Origin of the sequence: Bacteroides sp. HPS0048, assembly GCF_964240755.1 — a bacterium.
Classification (GTDB): Bacteria; Bacteroidota; Bacteroidia; order Bacteroidales; family Bacteroidaceae; genus Bacteroides; species Bacteroides nordii.
The window spans coordinates 18,437-37,994 of record NZ_CAXSVC010000020.1 but is presented as its reverse complement, the minus strand read 5'-3'; the positions used below and the strand labels follow the sequence as shown (position 1 = coordinate 37,994).

Genomic DNA, 19,558 nt, shown 5'->3' with positions numbered 1-19,558 from the left:
ATGATCAATACCATGTACAATAGCACAGTCCATTGATCATTAAACATTAATCATTGATCATTATTCATTCCGTCCTGCAAAGATACTTTTTTTTTCGTAACTCCGTATCTCTTGCCTTGATATGCCCCCCTTTCTTTCATTCTTTTTTGAACTCGGGCTGTAAATTCATAATTTTTTAATCCCCAGTCGGGGGCTATTAATAATTCACGGGGAGACTGTGAGACGAAACGCTCTATGACGAGATCGGGCCGTAGATGTTCCACATAATCTATTACAAGATCTATGTATTCGTTCACATCATTAAAAAGGTAGAAATCAGAAGGGTTTTGTTCATATTCGTGAGCCATACGTGTGCCGCGGATCAACTGTAGCTGATGCATTTTCAAAGTGGTAAGCGGCAATTCTGAAAGCACGTCGGCTTGCGCCACAATAGCCTCATGAGACTCTCCCGGGAGTCCTAAAATCACATGCCCGCCAGTAAGAATACCACAACTGGCTGTACGTCGCACCGCCTCCACAGTAGCGGCATAAGTATGCCCCCGGTTGATACGCCTCAGCGTTTCATCACAAGTAGTTTCAATGCCGTATTCCACAAGAAGAAAAGTCTGGCGGTTGAGTGTTTCAAGATAACGAAGAAGATCCTCCGGCATACAATCCGGACGAGTGCCGATGACAAGACCTACTACCCCGTCAACACTCAGCGCCTCTTCATATTTCCGTTTTAAACTTTCGAGTTCCGCATAGGTGTTGGTGTATGCCTGGAAATAGGCAAGGTATTTCATCGAAGGATATTTATGGGCAAAGAACTGTTTTCCTTCTTCCAACTGTACGGAGACCGTTTTTTCGGTCCGGCAGTATTCCGGATTAAACGTTTGATTGTTGCAATACGTGCAACCTCCCTGCCCCTTGGTTCCATCCCGATTGGGGCAGGTAAAACCGGCATTCAGGGATATTTTCTGTACTTTATAAGGGAAATAACGCCTCAGAAACTGCGGGAATTCGTTGTATAAAGGTTGCTCAGTCATATGCTTCGTTGCTTAGAGAGAACAAACATAAGAAAATCCGGGGAATACTACAAGTCTAATCGTGTTTTCAGCAGCTTATAGCCGGAAAGGCTCACCCGGAGCTTGTCTCCGTTCTTTAGCAGCAATCTGTAAGTCTCTTTCCCGAAAAGTTCTACACGTAATATTTGCGCCACGTTTACGATGGTAGATCGATGTACCCGTACGAATTGGGTTACAGGCAGATGTTTTTCAAGATACTTCATTGTCAGTTCCTTTACGAATTGCCCTTCTGGAGTAAATAATGTAACATAATCTCCACACGCCTGAACATAAATTAAATCATTCGTTGCCACCAGATGAATACGCGCTCCATCCTTTACCGTGATGCGATCCAGATATTCTTCCACCGATTGAGAAGAAGCATCCGCAGCTTCTTCTTCATTTTGCCGGTCTTCAACTTCCGCTATTTCTTCGGCAGGAAGACGAAGTGCCTGCAAAGAGTAATATTTGTACCACATCATTACATTCGTCCAGCACAATGCACCAACCAGTGCCCGGAACGGCAGGGTTTCGGCAAAAGGTAAATAAGAACTTCCGGCCATCGTCTCAATCCATCCTTGCAAGGCAAATCCGCCCGCCAGCCAAAAGAGTATCGCCAATACGGATACTATTATTTCTGTTTGCACCGATGATACAAAACCGATAACAAACCATGATAAATAAGCCAAACCACAAAACAGTCCTATCGAAACCGCTCCGTCCACAAGTGCAGACAATAAGTCAACACCGGCATAAGCTGTCAACAGCCATGCCTGTACCCCTATGGCAACTAATACCATCAACAAAACAGGTATCCATCGTCGGGAAGATTCCATTATAGGATGTGCTTGCATCTTCGTTTATCAGCCTTTAATTTCTACTCCTCCGAAAGAGACATTTCCCATTACTACAAGGCTGCGGCTTTGGTCTATATTTACTCCCGGAATACGTTTATCTTCGCAACCTCCCAGAAAAGCATTGGCTTGCAAATCAACCCGCCAGTCGAGAGGCACATAAATTTCTATCCCACCAAAATTACATTCTACTTCAATGTAGGTTTCCCCTTCGGATATATTTGTACGCCGCAAGTCGAGCACAGTTCCACCAAAAGTGTTACGGATTGTTGCCCCCTTGAATACCTCATCAAGTACCACCTGCTTTACGCCCCCGAATACATTGTCCGAGCGCACAAAGCCATCGGCCGAGCTGGTCTGCTTATTACCGAAAGTCTGTTCGCCCCGCGTTTTCCACTCCTTATGACGATTGGGACGATAAAAGAAGAAGATGCCCAGGCATACCAATACAACAGGCCAAAGCACTGCACCCGCATTGACGGGCATCCAAGGCAACCACCCCAGACGAGGCATAATGAAACAAAAACCAACCACAAACAAGATCAATCCGGTGAACATCTGACGGCGAAGAATCGAATAGGCCCCCAGCACAATCAAAAGCATCGGCCAGGATACAACGATACGAAATAAATCATTGGGAATAAATCCCAGATTACGACCCAACAGCATAATTCCGCAGGCTATAAAAATGCTGGCCACCAGTTGCCTGCCCGTCAACCCCGAAGGAGATGTAGATTTCTTTTCCATAATTCTATTTTCTATTTTAATTCGATGATACGTTTCGAGTTTTACTATTTGATGTTGCAAAGATAAACTGTTCAGGGACTTTCGGGAACACTTTACCGTTTATTTCCGTGCAAAAATCGATGAATGCAGGAGTATATCCGGCGAAACAGGGAAATAAAGAAAGAAATCTGCTCCTCGTTCAGCCAATCTGTTAGGGGAGAGCGACAAGATTCACTCGTTCCGGCATACCCTCACCGACGTTCGTTGGTTAGGTCACCGGGGAAGGTTCCTTTTCTCACCGGGGAACATTGTTTTAGATGTACATGTAAAGCTGCTCCACATGCACATGTCGTACTGCTCCACATGTACATGTCGTACTGCTTTACATGTACATCTAAAACAAAGAAGCACTACGACCTTCGATACATTCGATTACGACTAACCGGACGAAGCCCCTAACAGAACACCAATATGCCTTACTATAATAAAATCTGTAAAAGGGAATTAATAAAGATAACGAGTACTGGCGAACGACAGATAAAAAAGTATCCTTTCTTTGACGAATTTCAGTTTATTACTAACTTTGCAGGAATAAGAAGCAAAAACTGAGAAATAATGAAAAAGATAACCCTTACCCTTCTACTTTTCCTTGCTTGCGTGGCAGGCATGGCACAAGGTAGTAAAAAACTCGACCTGAAGGATATAACTTCCGGTCAATACCGCCCTACAAGCATTCGGAACGTAGTCCCAATGCCCGACGGTGAGCACTACACTCAGATGAATGACGAAGGTACCCAAATCACCAAATACTCTTTCAAAACAGGAGAACCTGTGGAAGTGATCTTCGATGTGGCTAAAGCCCGCGAATGTGATTTCAAACACTTTGACAGTTATCAGTTTTCTCCGGACGGGTCCAAACTGCTGATTGCAACTAAAACAACGCCCATTTACCGGCGTTCATATACAGCCGTACATTACTTATACCCCTTAAAACGCAATGATAAAGGGGTAACGACAAACAACATTATTGAACGGCTTTCTGACGGGGGCCCTCAACAAGCCCCCGTTTTTTCTCCGGACGGAACAATGATTGCTTTTGTACGGGATAACAACATCTTCCTGGTAAAAACACTCTATGGCAACAGTGAGAGCCAGGTGACGGAAGACGGTAAACAAAATGCAGTACTCAATGGTATTCCCGATTGGGTATATGAAGAAGAGTTCGGCTTTAACCGGGCACTGGAATTCAGTGCCGACAACTCAATGCTGGCTTTTATCCGTTTTGATGAAACGGAAGTTCCTTCGTACCAGTTCCCACTCTTTGCCGGAGAATCACCGCACATCAACGGGCTGGAAGATTATCCGGGAGAATACACTTACAAATATCCGAAAGCCGGATATCCGAACTCCAAAGTAGAAGTACGTACTTTTGACATCAAATCAAAAGTTACCCGCACGATGAAGTTGCCATTGGATGCCGACGGATACATCCCTCGCATCCGTTTCACGCAAGATCCTAACAAGCTTGCCATCATGACACTAAACCGTCATCAGAATCGCTTCGACATGTACTTTGCTGATCCGCGTTCTACAGTTTGCAAGTTGGCATTACGCGATGAATCACCTTATTATATCAGCGAAAACGTATTCGACAATATTCAGTTCTACCCCGAAAACTTCAGTTTCCTTAGCGACAAAGACGGATACCCGCACCTCTACTGGTACAGCATGGGAGGAAATCTGATAAAGCAAGTGACTAAAGGTGCCCATGAAGTAGAATCGTTTTTAGGATATGACGAGGCCGATGGCAGCTTCTACTTCATCAGCAACGAAGAAAGCCCTATGCGACAAGCTGTTTACAAGATAGACCGTAAAGGTAAAAAGACCAAGCTGTCTCAGAAAGCAGGTATGAACAGTGCTTTGTTCAGCCCCACAATGAAGTATTACATCAACACATACACCAACCTTGACACTCCGGCTGTTATCACCCTGAATGACAACGAAGGCAAGACGCTGAAAACGTTGGAAGCCAACAATGCACTAAAACAAAAGTTGGCACAAGTAGCACTTCCCCAAAAAGAATTCTTCAAGTTCAAGACTTCCCAGGGAGTAGAGTTAAACGGCTGGATGATGAAACCGGCAGACTTCTCTGCATCCAAAAAGTATCCGGTACTGATGTATCAGTACAGCGGTCCGGGATCACAACAAGTGTTGGACAACTTCGCCATCAGCTGGGAAACCTATATGGCAAGTTTAGGTTACATCGTTGCCTGTGTAGATGGACGGGGTACCGGCGGACGGGGTACAGAATTTCAAAAAAGCACTTACCTGAACCTAGGTGTAAAAGAAGCCAAAGATCAGGTGGAAGCAGCCAAATATCTGGGTACATTACCTTATGTGGATAAAAACCGTATTGGCATCTGGGGATGGAGCTACGGCGGATATATGGCAATAATGAGTATGAGCGAAGGCACTCCGGTATTCAAAGCAGGTGTAGCTGTGGCTGCACCAACCGACTGGAAATTCTATGATACCATCTATACGGAGCGCTTTATGCGCACGCCAAAAGAAAATGCAGAAGGATACAAAGCTGCATCTGCTTTCACACGTGCCGATAAGCTACACGGTAACCTCCTGTTGGTACACGGTATGGCAGATGATAATGTTCATTTCCAGAATTGTGCCGAATATGCCGAGCATCTGGTACAACTGGATAAACAATTCGACATGCAGGTTTACACCAATCGTAATCATGGTATTTATGGTGGCAATACCCGCCAGCATTTATACACGAAACTGACCAATTTCTTTTTGAATAACCTATAGAGTTATGATTTATGAGGGTGTCAAAAGCCGGATCAAATTATCAATATGTAACTTTAGAAACACAGATTAACGCAAATCAGCGCAGATTAAACTTAGCGTTAATCAGCGTTCTAATAATGAGTGATTTTACTTTTGACACACCTTCCTAATTCATAAATCATAACTCTCAAACCATAAATCATACATCCAATGAGAAAGCCCGAATGGCTGAAGATAAGTATCGGCGCCAATGAACGTTACACAGAAACAAAGCGTATTGTAGAAAGTCACTGTTTGCATACCATTTGCAGCAGCGGTCGTTGTCCGAACATGGGAGAATGCTGGGGAAAAGGTACAGCAACCTTTATGATAGCCGGCGATATCTGCACCCGCAGTTGTAAGTTCTGCAATACACAAACCGGGCGCCCGCTCCCACTGGATGCCAACGAACCAACGCATGTGGCAGAGTCCATCGCACTAATGAAGTTATCGCATGCCGTAATAACCTCCGTGGATCGTGACGACCTCCCCGACCTTGGAGCTGCACACTGGGTACGTACCATCACCGAAATAAAAAGAATAAACCCGGAAACAACTCTTGAAGTACTGATACCCGATTTTCAGGGACGGATGGAATTAATAGATACTATTATTTCGGCGCATCCGGAAATCATTTCACACAATATGGAAACCGTACGACGTATCAGTCCGTTGGTGCGCAGTGCAGCCAACTATGATACCAGCCTTAAAGTTATCCACCGGATAGCCAGTAATAACATTACCGCTAAAAGTGGCATCATGGCGGGATTGGGAGAAACCCCGGCAGAAGTAGAAGAACTCATGGATGACCTTCTGGCGGCCGGATGTAAAATTCTCACCATCGGACAATACCTGCAACCCAGCCACCGGCATTATCCGGTAACAGAATACGTCACTCCCGAACAATTTGCCGCATACAAGAAGATCGGACTGGAGAAAGGCTTTGAGCAAGTAGAAAGCGCTCCGCTCGTACGTTCTTCCTATCATGCGGAGAAACATGTGAGCAAATTTTAACTTTCAACTCTCAACTTTAAGCCGTATTAGTTTGTTTTATAGGAAACAGACAAAATGTATACTAAAATGAGCCATAAAGGAATATTATCTTCCGCATTTAACATGTCATTGGGATACATCCCCGTTATCATTTCCATAGTCTTATGCGAATTTATAACGCAAGACACCGCAATCTATATCGGAACAGGTATCGGATTGCTTTATTCATATTACTCAATGCATCGTAAGGGAGTGCGGATTCCAAATTTTATCCTTTACATCTCCACAGCCATCCTGGTATTACTAACCATAGCAGCATTAATCCCTGGTGACTACGTTCCTCCCGGTGCTCTGCCGCTTACAGTGGAGGTAAGTATTCTTATTCCAATGCTGATTCTCTATCTTCATAAAAAGAGGTTTATCAATTACTTCCTGAAGAAGAAGGAGGTTTGCTCCAAGCGTCTGTTTGCCCAAGGTGCAGAATCAGCCATTGTATCTGCACACATCGTACTAATATTGGGGATATTGCATTTTATCGCGATCAGTCTGGTGATGTTTTTTGTACACCCTCTGGAAGATCCGGCAAAGTGGATCATATTCAACTTTCTTCCTCCCGCCATTTTTGTTTTAGCCATCATCTTCAACCAAATCAGTATTCACTACTTCAATAAGTTGATGGCACATACCGAGTATGTCCCCATTGTCAATACCCAGGGAGATGTAATTGGAAAAAGCCTGGCGCTGGAAGCTCTCAATAACAAAAACAGTTACATTAATCCGGTAATACGCATCGCAGTGGCTTCACACGGAAAACTATTTCTTTGCGAACGCCCCCAAACAGCCACCTTGGATAGAGGTAAAATGGATATTCCAATGGAATGTTACCTCGGCTTCGGAGAGTCGCTTGCCGAAGGATGCCGGAGAATCATGCACAACACTTTTCCCGGTATTAACGGGTTAAAGCCTACATTCAGCATCATGTATCATTTTGAAAATGCTGTGACCAACAGGCTCGTCTATCTTTTTGTTCTTGATGTAGAAGATGACTCCATCCTTTGCAATCCGCAATTTAAAGGCGGAAAGCTTTGGCAGTTTCAGCAGATAGAACATAATTTAGGGCACAACTTCTTTAGCGAATGCTTTGAAGACGAGTACGAACACCTAAAAGATATTATTGGTATAAGAGAAAAATACAGGGAATTTTAGATAGTTCAGGAACCTTTCCTTTCCATTCTTTCACCGTTTTTGTGCGAATGTATTCTCCTTCACAAGTTATATTGGCAGCAATGCAAAGCCGGGTCTGTGGACGGCAGTTCTGCAAAATATCTTCAACCATTTTGTTATTACGGTAAGGTGTCTCAATAAAAAGCTGTGTCTGGTGTTCAGCATAGACACGCTGCTCAAGCATCTTTATCTTCTTGATGCGCTCGGCTGGTTCGATAGGCAAATAACCGTGAAATGCAAAACTTTGTCCATTGAAACCGGAAGCCATCACAGAAAGTATAATAGAAGAAGGTCCTACCAACGGAACCACTTTCAGATTTTTGCGCTGGGCAATGGCAACAACATCTGCTCCCGGATCTGCGACAGCCGGACAACCTGCTTCCGAAATCACCCCCATAGAAGCTCCCCCGATCAACGGTTTCAGATAGCCGGAAATGTCTTCAGGAGAAGTATGCTTGTTCAGCGTATAAAACGTTAGAGCATCAATATCAATCTCCCGTTCTACTTTCTTTAGAAAACGACGTGCCGAACGAATATCTTCAACGATAAAATGGCGGATACCAAGAATGATTTCTTTATTATAAGAAGGTAATACGGACTCGATAGTTGTATCACCCAAAGTTACGGGAATGAGATAAAGAGCAGTTTCCATAAGAAATAATGAGTTAAATAATGTGCCAATATGCTATTATTTATAACCTGATTCTTGCAGCATACGATGATAGTCAGTAGTCTCCAGCAACTGCTGTAAGCTGACATCTTTATGCTTTTTCATATACGAAGAAACAATACATGTACCCATCCAGGTACCAATCAATGCCGGAGCATTCTCACCAAAGAAGGCAGTAAACGGTGCAGGTTTCATATACTTACGCACTATCATCGGATCACGGGCATAAAGATGCTGATTTGCCAGCATATACTCCCATACGTTCCTCTCATTCTCCTGGCACCACTTTTCTTCTGCATCGTCATAGCCCATTGCCTCACCCGTAGAACGGTATCCTAATAATTTTTGCACTACATAATTTATCTTACCGTAATGCAGCATCATATCGAGCAGGCAACTCCCTTCCTGAAAGGGGAAAGCATACTTGCTCAGCAGATAGAACACAAAACAATCAGGCACAATACGGTCAGGGCGCATAGAACGACACTGATAATCGTAATAAAAACGCTTATATAAAGGATAATCCTCCCCCATATACTTATCCAGACTAATACCGAGCAAAGTATCCGAAAGAACTACCGATTCATTGAATGCCGAGATTTGTGAATAAACATTCGGTATTTTGATATCGGGAACCTCTTTCTTCAGTCTTTTAAAACCTTTGGTCAGCCCTTTCTCCACCTCTCCCAGATCAGGGAAACGAGTTTCTACATCTGCCATCAGCCGAAGCAAAGTAGTATCCGAATAAAAAGTCCGGAGCCGCAAAGAAATGGTATCATCATTAACCTGCCCTAATCCGAGAACTTCTTCAATCAAAATTTTGGTAGGCTGGCGGTACTCCATATTCATCTTTTGCAGAGCGGAGAAACTATTGGAACGTACATACTCGTTCTGCAACTTATCATAGCGAACTATAGAAATCCCATTCTCCTCATTATGTAATAACGCATTCTCTCCCGTACCCATCCGACAGGCTACGGCAAATACACATAATATAATAAGGAGAAGAGGATTTCTTAGTTTCATCATTTTTATAACTTAGTACGCTTCTTATCCGTAAATGATATTTCCTTCTTCATCTTTATACTCATCGAGCCCCTTCTCATAAGTAGCCATTGCACGAAGACTCATACCTACACTGGAGAAACCACCATCGTGATAGAGATTCTGCATAGTCACTTTACGAGTGAGGTCGGAGAACATTACGATACAGTAGTCGGCACATTCGTCGGCAGTAGCATTCCCCAATGGAGACATACGATTAGAAAAATCGAACAGTTTATCCATTCCTTTCACACCCGAACCTGCTGTAGTGAATGTAGGTGACTGCGAAATAGTATTCACGCGCACGCTATGTTCACGTCCGTAAATATAGCCAAAACTACGGGCAATAGACTCAAGCAGTGCTTTTGCATCAGCCATGTCATTATAACCATAGAATGTACGCTGAGCAGCCACATAACTCAAAGCAAGAATTGAACCATAATCAGCAATAGCGTTCAACTTTTTAGCAGCCTGAATCATTTTATGGAAAGAAACAGCTGATATATCCAACGTTTTCTCCAGCATTCCATAATCAAGATCATCATAAGTACGTTTTTTACGTACATTAGGAGACATACCTATAGAATGAAGAACAAAATCAATCTGACCGTGCAACACATCCATAGAAGTCTTAAATACATTCTGCAAATCTTCTACACTGGTAGCATCAGCTGGGATAACTTCACAGTTCAGTTTTTCAGCCAGAGCATTTACTTCGCCCATACGTATGGCCATAGGAGTATTTGATAATGTAATAGTTGCACCTTCTTCTACGGCTTTCTCTGCTACCTTCCAGGCAATAGACTGATCGTTCAGAGCACCGAAGATAATACCTCTTTTTCCTTTCAACAAATTGTAACTCATACCTTTTAAATAGTTAAATTAGGTTGCAAATATAGGAACTTTCTGCATAAAAACACGAGAAGTGTGCAAAGAAAAGACGAAAATGACAAAAAATCCACCTAAACCAACAGATTGTACACATCTAACGGGATTATCGACTCTATATTTGCACCAGATAATTAAGAGGTTTTTTCATAATATTTATTTTAAGGTTAGAATTAGGTTAACATGAATCTTATTATCCATTCCGGTAGATCGCTCGGGAGAGTAGTCTGCCAAAGGATAATAAACCTCTTCGGTTATCAAGTGAAGACAACCCTTAGTATTAATCCATAGAAACATAATTTAAATGAACACATTAACGAAAAAGCTCTTGCTGCTAACAGCTATATGCCTTCCCTTCTCGTACGGGAATCGGACATGCGCTCAAGAAGGAAATGTAATTGACAACAGCATTTATAGTGATCTCCCTTTTGAGATGCCTATTGTAGAACAACCTGCATTTCCGGACTATACAATAAGTATTGTTGCATTTGGAGCTCAAAATGACGGAAAATTTCTAAACACAAAGGCCATCAATGAAGCGATTAAAGCCGTCCATGCCAAAGGCGGAGGTAAAGTTGTTATTCCGGAAGGATTGTGGCTAACAGGTCCTATTGAACTTCTGAGTAATGTAAACTTATACACAGAACGCAATGCAATGATTCTTTTCACAGATGATTTTGAAGCATATCCTATTATAGAAACATCCTTCGAAGGATTGGAAACACGACGTTGCCAATCCCCCATCTCAGCACGTAATGCAGAAAACATAGCTATCACGGGCTACGGAACTTTTGACGGCTCAGGAGATAGTTGGAGACCGGTTAAAAGAGACAAACTAACTGCTTCTCAATGGAGTAAGCTTGTTAAATCGGGCGGCGTAACCGATGCAGCGGGAAAGATATGGTATCCAACAGCCGGTGCATTGAAGGGCGCTTTAGCCTGCAAAGACTTCAATGTACCCGAAGGAATAAATACAGACGAGGAGTGGGATGAAATCCGGCCTTGGCTGCGTCCGGTACTACTCAATATTGTAAAGAGTAAGAAAGTGTTATTGGAAGGCGTTACGTTTAAGAATTCTCCCAGCTGGTGTCTGCATCCATTGTCATGCGAACATATTACAATCAACAATGTAAAGGTATTCAACCCCTGGTATTCTCAGAACGGGGATGCACTCGATCTGGAATCCTGTAAAAATGCATTGATCATCAACAGCCTGTTTGATGCCGGAGACGATGCTATCTGTATCAAATCCGGGAAAGATGAGGACGGTCGCCGTCGTGGAGAACCTTGTCAGAATGTATTGGTAAAAAACAATACTGTACTACACGGCCATGGTGGTTTCGTAGTAGGAAGCGAAATGTCCGGAGGTGTGAAAAATATATACGTTACAGACTGTACGTTTCTAGGTACGGATGTAGGTCTTCGTTTCAAAAGTACCCGCGGACGTGGAGGAGTAGTAGAGGGAATTTACATCAATAATATCAACATGATTAATATCCCGAATGAACCATTGCTCTTCGATTTATTCTATGGCGGCAAGGGGCCGGGAGAAGAAACAGAAGAAGAACGTGCAGCAAATACGAAAACAGATTTGCCACCCGTAACTGAAGAGACTCCTGCATTCAAAGATATCCATATTACAAATGTTAACTGTAAAGGATCCGGGCGTGCCATGTTTTTCAATGGGTTACCCGAAATGCCTATCCGGAATATAACAGTGAAAAATGTTGTAATCACAAATGCTGCCGAAGGTGCTGTTATCAGCCAGGCAGATGGTGTGACTTTGGACAACATCTACATCGAAACGCAAAGTAACGGACCTACACTCCAAATGAAAAATGCAAAGAACATTCGGATAGATGGTAAACTACATAAGCAAGTAGATGCTCAGGGAACCAATCTAACCCTAAAGTAAAATCACATTTACATAGATTAGATCAAAGCAGACAGTCCTTTTGTCATCACTAACAGGACTGTCTGCTTTTTTTAGCTTACATTTGCAGAGGAGTTCGCTACAAAAGCACAGAGTCTATTATTGACAATCAGATAATTCTCGGTACAGCTCTGTGGTGAGCAAACGACATTGACATTCACTCAACAATAAAACAATAAAGAAAGACATGAAAAGAAACCTTTTTACCGCTTTATTATTTCTGTGTTCCTGTCCGTTAGTAGTCCTGGCACAGAGCAATGAAAAAACGATCACAGTAGAAGTGAGTAACCCTTGGAAACAAGCCAAATCTGATGAACCGGTAGTAATCAACCTAAACGATATCAAACCCGGATTTCGCATTAAATCAGCAACAGTAATAGATGGTACTACAGAAATTCCATCGCAACTGGATGACCTGAACGGAGACCGTCGTGCAGACGAGCTTGCATTTGTTATCGATTTGCCTGCCAAAGGTAAGAAAACACTGAAAATCACCCTGTCATCAGAAAAAAGTAATAAACAATACGAACCACGTGTATATGCGGAAATGATGGTAAGTGATAAAAAAGGAAAGCATGTTCCTGTTCATTCCGTAACCATCCCGGGTACTGCCAACATCTATAACCAGATGCACCACCATGGTCCTGCATTTGAATCGGAACTGGTGGCCTACCGTTTATATTTTGATCACAAGCAAACTGTAGATATCTACGGAAAATTCAATAAAGGCTTTGAGATTAAAGAATCACAGTTTTATCCTACCGATGAACAATTGGCACGTGGTTTTGGTGATGATGTACTACGTGTAAGCGGTAGTTGCGGTGTAGGTGCGCTAAAGGGTTGGAATGGAAAAAAAGCACTGCACATAGAACCTGTAAGTACACTCACAGAGAGTATTATTGCTTACGGTCCTGTCCGTACTATTGCCGAAATAAAAGTAACCGATTGGCAATATCAAGGCTCTGAATTAAACATGACTACGCGTTATACCCTCTATGCCGGGCATCGCGACATGAAAGTAGAAGCCCTTTTTGAGGAACCTCTGAAAGACGAAGTGTTCTGTACAGGTGTACAAGACATTGCGGGTTCCGTATCTTATTCCGACCACAAGGGACTTATCGGTTGCTGGGGTACAGACTGGCCCGTAAATGATACTGTAAAATATGCAAAAGAGACTGTAGGATTAGCTACTTGCATTCCACAAAAATATGTAGTAAAAGAAGTGAAAGACAAACCCAACTATCTCTATACCTTAACAGCCAAAGGAGATAACTATTTTTCCTATCACACCACATTTACTTCAATGAAAGAAACATTCGGTTACAAGACTCCGGAAACATGGTTTGCCTATATTCGTGAGTGGAAAGAAGGGTTGGAACACCCTTGTGTGATCAAAATAAAGCAATAAAAACAAATATTACCCCCTATTCGAACAAATATTACCCATTGCGAGAGGCAATACTTCATACTTTTGTACAGTAATAAACAAAGAACATTATTGTATAACTTAAAAATTATTATTATGAAGAAACAATTACTTCTCGCAATGGCTTTTGTGGCTACAACTCTCACCGTTAATGCACAAACTTATGCAATTCAAGCCAATGATGCAATTACAAAAGACACAGAAATTACTTCTGTTGATGGTGTTAAGTTAACATTTGGAAATGATACATACACCATAAAGGCAAGTACTGATATTGACGGAGCTGCAATATATGGAGCTTATGCTTCCGGAAAAGCAAATCCAGTAGACGGAAATAATTTGGCTTTTGATAAAGCCGATGCAGGAGTTCCAACAGTTGGTACATTTTATAATCTGGAAGTAAGTAAAGATGGTACAATAGAAATAGCTATTGTATTAAATCCCGGTAAGAAATTCTATATCTTGGAAGATGGAGTAGCTTTGGACGGATATGACGCATTAACTGTTGTTGATAAATACTATGGTACCTATAGTTTCCCAGTAAAAGCAGGTAAAACTTATACCACATTCTGCACAGGTTCCAAATTAGGTTTTTATGGTTTTACTTTTACCGCAGGTGGTAGTTCTACCGGTATATCAGACATAGCTAATAGTAAGGAAATCGTAACTACTGAATACTATAATGTGGTAGGAATGAGATTAAACGAACCTGCTAAAGGATTGAACATTATTAAAAATATTATGAATGACGGTTCTGTAGAAACTAAAAAAGTGTATTTTGAATAATATTCATTCAAACAAAAAAACATACGAATACCCAGCTCAATATATGAGTTGGGTTTTTCTTTTTTACACAATTATTCCACATTTATGCACAATAAATCCTCCAAAGCAATCGATTATTCACCTCTAAATTTATACAGAACACCTATATTTGCAATCAAGAATTTTATAACATAACTAAATAATAAGAACAGTCTATGAAAAGATTAGCACAGACCTTAGGCCTCTGCCTATTAATGACAACCCCGGCCATAGCACAGGAAAATTATGTGTCCGAAGTATGGGTTGCAGACCAGGGAAACGGGACATATAAAAACCCAATCCTCTATGCCGATTATTCCGATCCGGATGCCTGTCGGGTAGGAGATGATTTCTATATGACCTCTTCAAGTTTTAACTGCCTCCCCGGTCTACAAATACTCCATTCAAAAGACCTTGTAAACTGGAACATCATAGGTGCTGCCGTTCCATACGCCCTCCCTCCCATCGAAACTCCCGAACGTCCGGAACATGGGAATCGAGTATGGGCACCAGCCATCCGCCATCATGACGGAGAATTCTATATCTTTTGGGGAGATCCGGACCAAGGTGCATTCATGGTGAAAGCACGTGATCCGAAAGGACCTTGGAGTGAGCCAGTACTCGTAAAAGCAGGAAAAGGTATCATCGATACTTGCCCGTTGTGGGATGAAGACGGTAAAGTATACCTTGTGCATGCTTATGCTGGAAGTCGTGCCGGGCTAAAAAGTGTCATTGCTATCTGTGAACTGAATGCGGATGCTACCAAAGCCATCTCACAGTCAAGAATTGTATTTGACGGACACGAAGCCCACGAAACCTGTGAAGGACCTAAATTCTACAAACGAGGTGATTATTATTATATCTTTCATCCGGCAGGTGGTGTACCAACAGGTTGGCAGGTTGTTCTTCGTTCTAAAAATGTCTACGGTCCATATGAGTGGAAAACAGTATTAGCACAAGGTAATACTCCGGTCAATGGTCCTCACCAAGGAGCATGGGTAGATACTCCAACAGGAGAAGACTGGTTCCTGCATTTTCAGGATGTAGGTGCATACGGTCGTATCGTACATCTGCAACCGATGAAATGGATAAACGACTGGCCTGTAATCGGTAATGATACAGACGGAGATGGTTGTGGCGAACCCGTACTAACTTATAAAAAACCAAATGTCGGTAAAACCTATCCTATCTGTACACCACAAGAAAGTGACGAATTTAATGGATACACGCTTTCTCCGCAATGGCAATGGCATGCCAATATCAATGAAAAATGGGCATATTATGCAGGTGATCATGGATATGTACGTCTCTATTCTTATCCGGTAGTGAATGAGTATAAGAACCTTTGGGACGTAGCCAACCTACTACTACAGAAAACTCCTTCAAATAACTTCACGGCAACAATGAAGTTGACTTTCAAGCCTACAACCAAATACAAAGGTGAACGTACCGGACTTGTAGTTATGGGCATGGATTATGCCGGGTTAATTCTTGAAAACACGGATAAAGGGCTTGTGCTCTCACAATTAAACTGCAAGAAAGCAGATAAAGGAACACCGGAAGAAGTAAATGAAGCTGTTGATTTACAAAACAACACAGTATATCTGAGAGTTAAATTCAGCAGTGACGGTAAGAAAATCGGCAAGAGTGAAGGCGGATATGACCTTATAGTAATGTGCGACTTCAGTTATAGCACCGATGGTAAGAAATTCCAGAAAATAGGAAAACCATTCCAAGCCAGAGAAGGCAAATGGATCGGAGCTAAAATAGGAACATTCTGTACCCGTCCTGCCTTGGTAACGAATGACGGTGGCTGGGCGGATGTTGATTGGTTCCGTATCACAAAGAAATGAAACGAGAAGCCTTAAAATATAAATAACAGCTTCAAGTAAATGAATTTATGCCTCTGCAAAAAGAAACTATTGCAGGGGCATATTTGTTTTCCTACATTTGCAGAACGATTATTAAAATAAAAAAAAATGAAGAAACTTGTTATATTCGATTTAGATGGAACACTACTAAATACAATCGCCGATCTGGCAAACAGTACGAACCATGCACTTAAAAAATTGGGATATCCTATACATAAAATAGAAGAATACAACTTCATGGTTGGTAACGGAATTAACAAGCTCTTTGAGCGTGCCCTGCCGGAAGGAGAAAAAACAGAAGAAAATGTACTCCGTGTACGTCAGGAATTCGTACCCCATTACGACAAACACAATGCAGACGAGAGCAAACCATATCCCGGAATTCCAACCTTATTAGAAGCACTACAAACCAAAGGAATACAGTTGGCGGTTGCGTCTAATAAATATCAGGCAGCTACAGAGAAGCTCGTAGCTCATTATTTTCCAAACATCCGGTTCATAGCTGTACTGGGACAACGGGATGGAGTGAAAGTAAAACCGGATCCAGCAATTGTAGAAGATATCCTGCGAATAGCAAACGTTGAAAAAAAAGAAGTTCTCTATGTCGGAGATTCGGGTGTAGATATGCAGACTGCCATCAATGCAGGAGTCACCTCTTGTGGAGTTACCTGGGGATTTCGTCCACGTACAGAATTGGAAGGCTTCCACCCGGATTACATTATAGACACAGCGGAAGTAGTGAAATCAATGATTAATGATTAATGATTAATGATTAGCGGTTAGTGATTAGTGATTAGTGATTAGTGCTATGCAGCGTGATTATAATGCCGCCCGCTAATCACTAATCACTCCCTCCAGCCATTCCTCTGCCAGTATGGGCCATTGATTAGTTGTCCCCGGATTATTACGTAAAGCGATACTATGCCCTCCTTCCGGAAAAACATGCAGAGTTGTTTTCTTTATATCCACTCGTTTCAATGCAGTATAGTAGAGAATGCTGTTGAGAGAAGAAACAGACCGATCATCAGTAGCATGTACAATAAAAGCCGGTGGAGTCTGATTTGTCACACGTTCATCACAAGAAAACTGATGCAACAATTCCGGTGACGGGTCCCTTCCCAAAAGATTATCCCGACTTCCTTTATGAGCCATTTCCCTCATTGAAATCACAGGAGAAATAAGTATCGTAAAGTCAGGACGGAAAGACTCTTTATCCAATGCATCTCCTCCTGTCCCCCAATCTTCTGAAAATGTAGAAAGACAAGCCGAAAGATGTCCTCCTGCCGAACACCCCATCACTCCCACCTTATCAATATCAATGCCATAATCTGCCGCATGAAAACGAATGTACCTCATTGCCCGTTGTGCATCTTCCAAAGGAGCCTGATAACTCACTATCACATCCGGTGATTGTGGCATACGATGATTAAGAACAAAAGCAGTAACGCCAAACGTATTAAACCATTTAGCCAACTGCCATCCACTAATTTGATAAGCCAGACGTGCATATCCCCCACCCGGAATAATTAACACGGCAGTCTTCTTATTTTCTGCTTTCGAAGGTTCAAAAACATACACTCCAGGTGTACCTACCTGGTATACCCGCTCATTAGCAATACTATCTTTCACAGTAATACCTTTACTGTTTGGCATGTTATTATTCCATATAGGATAAAAAGTCTGTGCAACACCTATTTGAAATATTCCTGCCAATAACCAAAAACATAAACTTCTTTTCATTTCATTTATACGATTAATAAACTCAGAGTGACAAAGATAGTATAGCTTTTTTATTTCAAGGTAGAATAATTGGTACATATACTCGCAAAAAGAAACATTATTTCTACAAAAAACTACGCAAACTCCATTAACTTTGTTTCAACATTTAATCATTATATCATGAACCAGAAAAGCATACTACTCATTCTTACTTTATTGTATTGTCACGTAGCATCTTTCGCTCAAAAGACAAATATCAAAGACTACGTCCATATCGAGATTACTCCCGATCACGACGATTGGACATACCGCACAGGCGAACAGGCATCATTTACTATTCGAGTTATACGTGGAAACATAATGCTCAAAAACATTCCACTCATCTATGAAATAGGTCCAGAAAAACTCCCCCCTAACCAAACAGGAAGTAGCGATCTGAAAAATGGTAGCTTCAAAGTGAAAGCCGGTACAATGAAAACACCTGGTTTCATCACTTGTCTTTGCCGTACAGAGGTAGATGGTATTACCTATTCCAACTATGTAAATATAGGTTTTAGCCCTGAAAAGCTGAAACCAACAACAACACTTCCCGAAGATTTTACCAAGTTCTGGGAACGTGCCAAAGCAGAAACAGCCAGTATACCAATGGAACCTCTAATTACTCTGTTGCCCGAACAATGTACTCCGGAAACCAATGTATACCATGTCCGTTTACAACACTATCAGAAAGGAAGTTACTTCTATGGCATTCTCTGTATACCTAAAAAGCCAGGCAGATACCCGGCTGTTCTCCGTGTACCGGGAGCCGGAGTAAAGAAGCAGCCGGCAGAAATGACACTTGCAGAAAAAGGAATGATCACCCTCGCCATCGGTATTCACGGTATTCCGCAAACACTACCGGATAACCTGTATGCCAATCTGAGTAAAGGTGTATTAAACAACTATGCCTTCTATAATCTCGATAGTAAAGATCACTATTACTATCGCCGTGTATATACCGGCTGTATACGTGCGCTCGATTTTTTGTGTAGCCTGCCCGAATATGATGGAGAGAACTTAGGTGTCATCGGTGGAAGCCAGGGCGGTGCATTGGCAATGGTTACTGCCGGATTAGACTCCCGAGTTAAGGCACTCGTAGCTTTCTATCCTGCTCTTTGTGATGTGACCGGTTATCTTCATGGGCGTGCGGGAGGATGGCCAGCCATGTTTGCCCCTCAAAATCAGTTATTGAACAATAAACCCGAAAAGATTGAAACGTCCCGTTACTATGATGTGGTCAATTTCGCACGCTTTATTCAAGCACCCGGATATTATTCGTGGGGATACAATGACCCTACCTGTCCTCCCACTTCCACTTTCTCTGCCTACAATGTCATCACTGCTCCCAAACAATTGTTTATCGCTCACGATACAGGTCACTGGCGTACAAAAGAGCAGGACATAGTGACCAATAATTGGTTCTGTAAACAGCTGATTAAGTAGTACTTTTCGTCTTAAAACAAAAAATACCACCCTAAAA

16 protein-coding genes are annotated in these 19,558 nt (G+C 42.1%); 9 read left to right on the top strand and 7 right to left on the bottom strand.

Features of this window, described 5'->3' with window-relative positions:
- Nucleotides 1-50: 50 nt before the first annotated feature.
- The 3 genes from ACESQI_RS15575 to ACESQI_RS15565 are packed head-to-tail and all read right to left on the bottom strand — an operon-like array spanning nt 51 to nt 2,644.
- On the bottom strand, nt 51-1,025 hold the full coding sequence (locus ACESQI_RS15575) for a TIGR01212 family radical SAM protein (RefSeq protein ID WP_256143126.1): 975 nt from the start codon (nt 1,023-1,025) through the stop codon (nt 51-53).
- A 47-nt stretch (nt 1,026-1,072) separates the two neighbouring features.
- The gene (locus tag ACESQI_RS15570) at nt 1,073-1,897 is read right to left on the bottom strand and encodes a LytTR family DNA-binding domain-containing protein (protein WP_373126540.1); all 825 of its coding nucleotides are present in this window, start codon (nt 1,895-1,897) and stop codon (nt 1,073-1,075) included.
- 9 nt (nt 1,898-1,906) lie between these two features.
- Complete coding sequence (locus ACESQI_RS15565) at nt 1,907-2,644, bottom strand: LiaI-LiaF-like domain-containing protein (RefSeq protein WP_373126538.1); 738 nt, start codon at nt 2,642-2,644, stop codon at nt 1,907-1,909.
- Nucleotides 2,645-3,238: 594 nt separating this feature from the next.
- Between ACESQI_RS15565 and ACESQI_RS15560 the strand changes: the two genes are divergently transcribed.
- The 3 genes from ACESQI_RS15560 to ACESQI_RS15550 all read left to right on the top strand — a co-directional run bounded on the left by ACESQI_RS15560 (nt 3,239) and on the right by ACESQI_RS15550 (nt 7,666).
- Nucleotides 3,239-5,449, top strand: a complete 2,211-nt coding sequence (locus tag ACESQI_RS15560) for a S9 family peptidase (protein WP_122200880.1) — start codon at nt 3,239-3,241, stop codon at nt 5,447-5,449.
- Between the two features lie 189 nt (nt 5,450-5,638).
- Nucleotides 5,639-6,481, top strand: a complete 843-nt coding sequence (lipA, locus tag ACESQI_RS15555) for a lipoyl synthase (protein WP_370789564.1) — start codon at nt 5,639-5,641, stop codon at nt 6,479-6,481.
- Between the two features lie 66 nt (nt 6,482-6,547).
- Complete coding sequence (locus ACESQI_RS15550; protein WP_373126536.1) at nt 6,548-7,666, top strand: hypothetical protein; 1,119 nt, start codon at nt 6,548-6,550, stop codon at nt 7,664-7,666.
- Here ACESQI_RS15550 and ACESQI_RS15545 read toward each other — a convergent pair.
- Genes ACESQI_RS15545 through ACESQI_RS15535 form a run of 3 tightly spaced genes read right to left on the bottom strand, consistent with a single transcriptional unit; the run spans nt 7,632 to nt 10,262 of the window.
- The gene (locus ACESQI_RS15545) at nt 7,632-8,336 is read right to left on the bottom strand and encodes an SAM-dependent methyltransferase (RefSeq protein ID WP_002559375.1); all 705 of its coding nucleotides are present in this window, start codon (nt 8,334-8,336) and stop codon (nt 7,632-7,634) included. The genes ACESQI_RS15550 and ACESQI_RS15545 overlap by 35 nt on opposite strands.
- A gap of 36 nt (nt 8,337-8,372) precedes the next feature.
- Complete coding sequence (locus ACESQI_RS15540; RefSeq protein WP_002559374.1) at nt 8,373-9,380, bottom strand: hypothetical protein; 1,008 nt, start codon at nt 9,378-9,380, stop codon at nt 8,373-8,375.
- A 24-nt stretch (nt 9,381-9,404) separates the two neighbouring features.
- Nucleotides 9,405-10,262, bottom strand: coding sequence for an enoyl-ACP reductase (locus ACESQI_RS15535; protein ID WP_002559373.1), 858 nt, complete (start codon nt 10,260-10,262; stop codon nt 9,405-9,407).
- Between the two features lie 328 nt (nt 10,263-10,590).
- Between ACESQI_RS15535 and ACESQI_RS15530 the strand changes: the two genes are divergently transcribed.
- The 5 genes from ACESQI_RS15530 to ACESQI_RS15510 all read left to right on the top strand — a co-directional run bounded on the left by ACESQI_RS15530 (nt 10,591) and on the right by ACESQI_RS15510 (nt 17,082).
- Nucleotides 10,591-12,201, top strand: a complete 1,611-nt coding sequence (locus tag ACESQI_RS15530) for a glycoside hydrolase family 28 protein (protein ID WP_196040050.1) — start codon at nt 10,591-10,593, stop codon at nt 12,199-12,201.
- Between the two features lie 205 nt (nt 12,202-12,406).
- Nucleotides 12,407-13,627: a DUF4861 domain-containing protein gene (locus ACESQI_RS15525; protein WP_122200878.1), complete on the top strand. Its 1,221-nt coding sequence runs from the start codon at nt 12,407-12,409 to the stop codon at nt 13,625-13,627.
- Nucleotides 13,628-13,741: 114 nt separating this feature from the next.
- A complete protein-coding gene (locus tag ACESQI_RS15520; protein WP_007484156.1) occupies nt 13,742-14,431 on the top strand; it encodes a hypothetical protein in 690 nt (229 codons plus the stop codon).
- A gap of 194 nt (nt 14,432-14,625) precedes the next feature.
- Nucleotides 14,626-16,302, top strand: coding sequence for a glycoside hydrolase 43 family protein (locus ACESQI_RS15515; RefSeq protein ID WP_002559368.1), 1,677 nt, complete (start codon nt 14,626-14,628; stop codon nt 16,300-16,302).
- Between the two features lie 126 nt (nt 16,303-16,428).
- A complete protein-coding gene (locus tag ACESQI_RS15510) occupies nt 16,429-17,082 on the top strand; it encodes an HAD family hydrolase (RefSeq protein WP_007484153.1) in 654 nt (217 codons plus the stop codon).
- A gap of 72 nt (nt 17,083-17,154) precedes the next feature.
- On the opposite strand, the gene ACESQI_RS15505 is transcribed toward ACESQI_RS15510, so the two are convergent.
- Nucleotides 17,155-18,060, bottom strand: a complete 906-nt coding sequence (locus ACESQI_RS15505) for an alpha/beta hydrolase (protein ID WP_278509034.1) — start codon at nt 18,058-18,060, stop codon at nt 17,155-17,157.
- A gap of 159 nt (nt 18,061-18,219) precedes the next feature.
- Between ACESQI_RS15505 and ACESQI_RS15500 the strand changes: the two genes are divergently transcribed.
- Nucleotides 18,220-19,521 (top strand): acetylxylan esterase, encoded by a 1,302-nt coding sequence (locus tag ACESQI_RS15500; protein WP_007484150.1) that lies wholly within the window; start codon nt 18,220-18,222, stop codon nt 19,519-19,521.
- The last annotated feature ends 37 nt before the right edge of the window (nt 19,522-19,558 follow it).

What these genes read in the sequence shown, in the direction of transcription:
- ACESQI_RS15575 (WP_256143126.1), bottom strand. Translation starts at nt 1,025, where the DNA reads ATGACTGAGCAACCTTTATACAACGAATTCCCGCAGTTTCTGAGGCGT.
- ACESQI_RS15570 (WP_373126540.1), bottom strand. Translation starts at nt 1,897, where the DNA reads ATGCAAGCACATCCTATAATGGAATCTTCCCGACGATGGATACCTGTT.
- ACESQI_RS15565 (WP_373126538.1), bottom strand. Translation starts at nt 2,644, where the DNA reads ATGGAAAAGAAATCTACATCTCCTTCGGGGTTGACGGGCAGGCAACTG.
- ACESQI_RS15560 (WP_122200880.1), top strand. Translation starts at nt 3,239, where the DNA reads ATGAAAAAGATAACCCTTACCCTTCTACTTTTCCTTGCTTGCGTGGCA.
- lipA (WP_370789564.1), top strand. Translation starts at nt 5,639, where the DNA reads ATGAGAAAGCCCGAATGGCTGAAGATAAGTATCGGCGCCAATGAACGT.
- ACESQI_RS15550 (WP_373126536.1), top strand. Translation starts at nt 6,548, where the DNA reads ATGAGCCATAAAGGAATATTATCTTCCGCATTTAACATGTCATTGGGA.
- ACESQI_RS15545 (WP_002559375.1), bottom strand. Translation starts at nt 8,336, where the DNA reads ATGGAAACTGCTCTTTATCTCATTCCCGTAACTTTGGGTGATACAACT.
- ACESQI_RS15540 (WP_002559374.1), bottom strand. Translation starts at nt 9,380, where the DNA reads ATGAAACTAAGAAATCCTCTTCTCCTTATTATATTATGTGTATTTGCC.
- ACESQI_RS15535 (WP_002559373.1), bottom strand. Translation starts at nt 10,262, where the DNA reads ATGAGTTACAATTTGTTGAAAGGAAAAAGAGGTATTATCTTCGGTGCT.
- ACESQI_RS15530 (WP_196040050.1), top strand. Translation starts at nt 10,591, where the DNA reads ATGAACACATTAACGAAAAAGCTCTTGCTGCTAACAGCTATATGCCTT.
- ACESQI_RS15525 (WP_122200878.1), top strand. Translation starts at nt 12,407, where the DNA reads ATGAAAAGAAACCTTTTTACCGCTTTATTATTTCTGTGTTCCTGTCCG.
- ACESQI_RS15520 (WP_007484156.1), top strand. Translation starts at nt 13,742, where the DNA reads ATGAAGAAACAATTACTTCTCGCAATGGCTTTTGTGGCTACAACTCTC.
- ACESQI_RS15515 (WP_002559368.1), top strand. Translation starts at nt 14,626, where the DNA reads ATGAAAAGATTAGCACAGACCTTAGGCCTCTGCCTATTAATGACAACC.
- ACESQI_RS15510 (WP_007484153.1), top strand. Translation starts at nt 16,429, where the DNA reads ATGAAGAAACTTGTTATATTCGATTTAGATGGAACACTACTAAATACA.
- ACESQI_RS15505 (WP_278509034.1), bottom strand. Translation starts at nt 18,060, where the DNA reads ATGAAAAGAAGTTTATGTTTTTGGTTATTGGCAGGAATATTTCAAATA.
- ACESQI_RS15500 (WP_007484150.1), top strand. Translation starts at nt 18,220, where the DNA reads ATGAACCAGAAAAGCATACTACTCATTCTTACTTTATTGTATTGTCAC.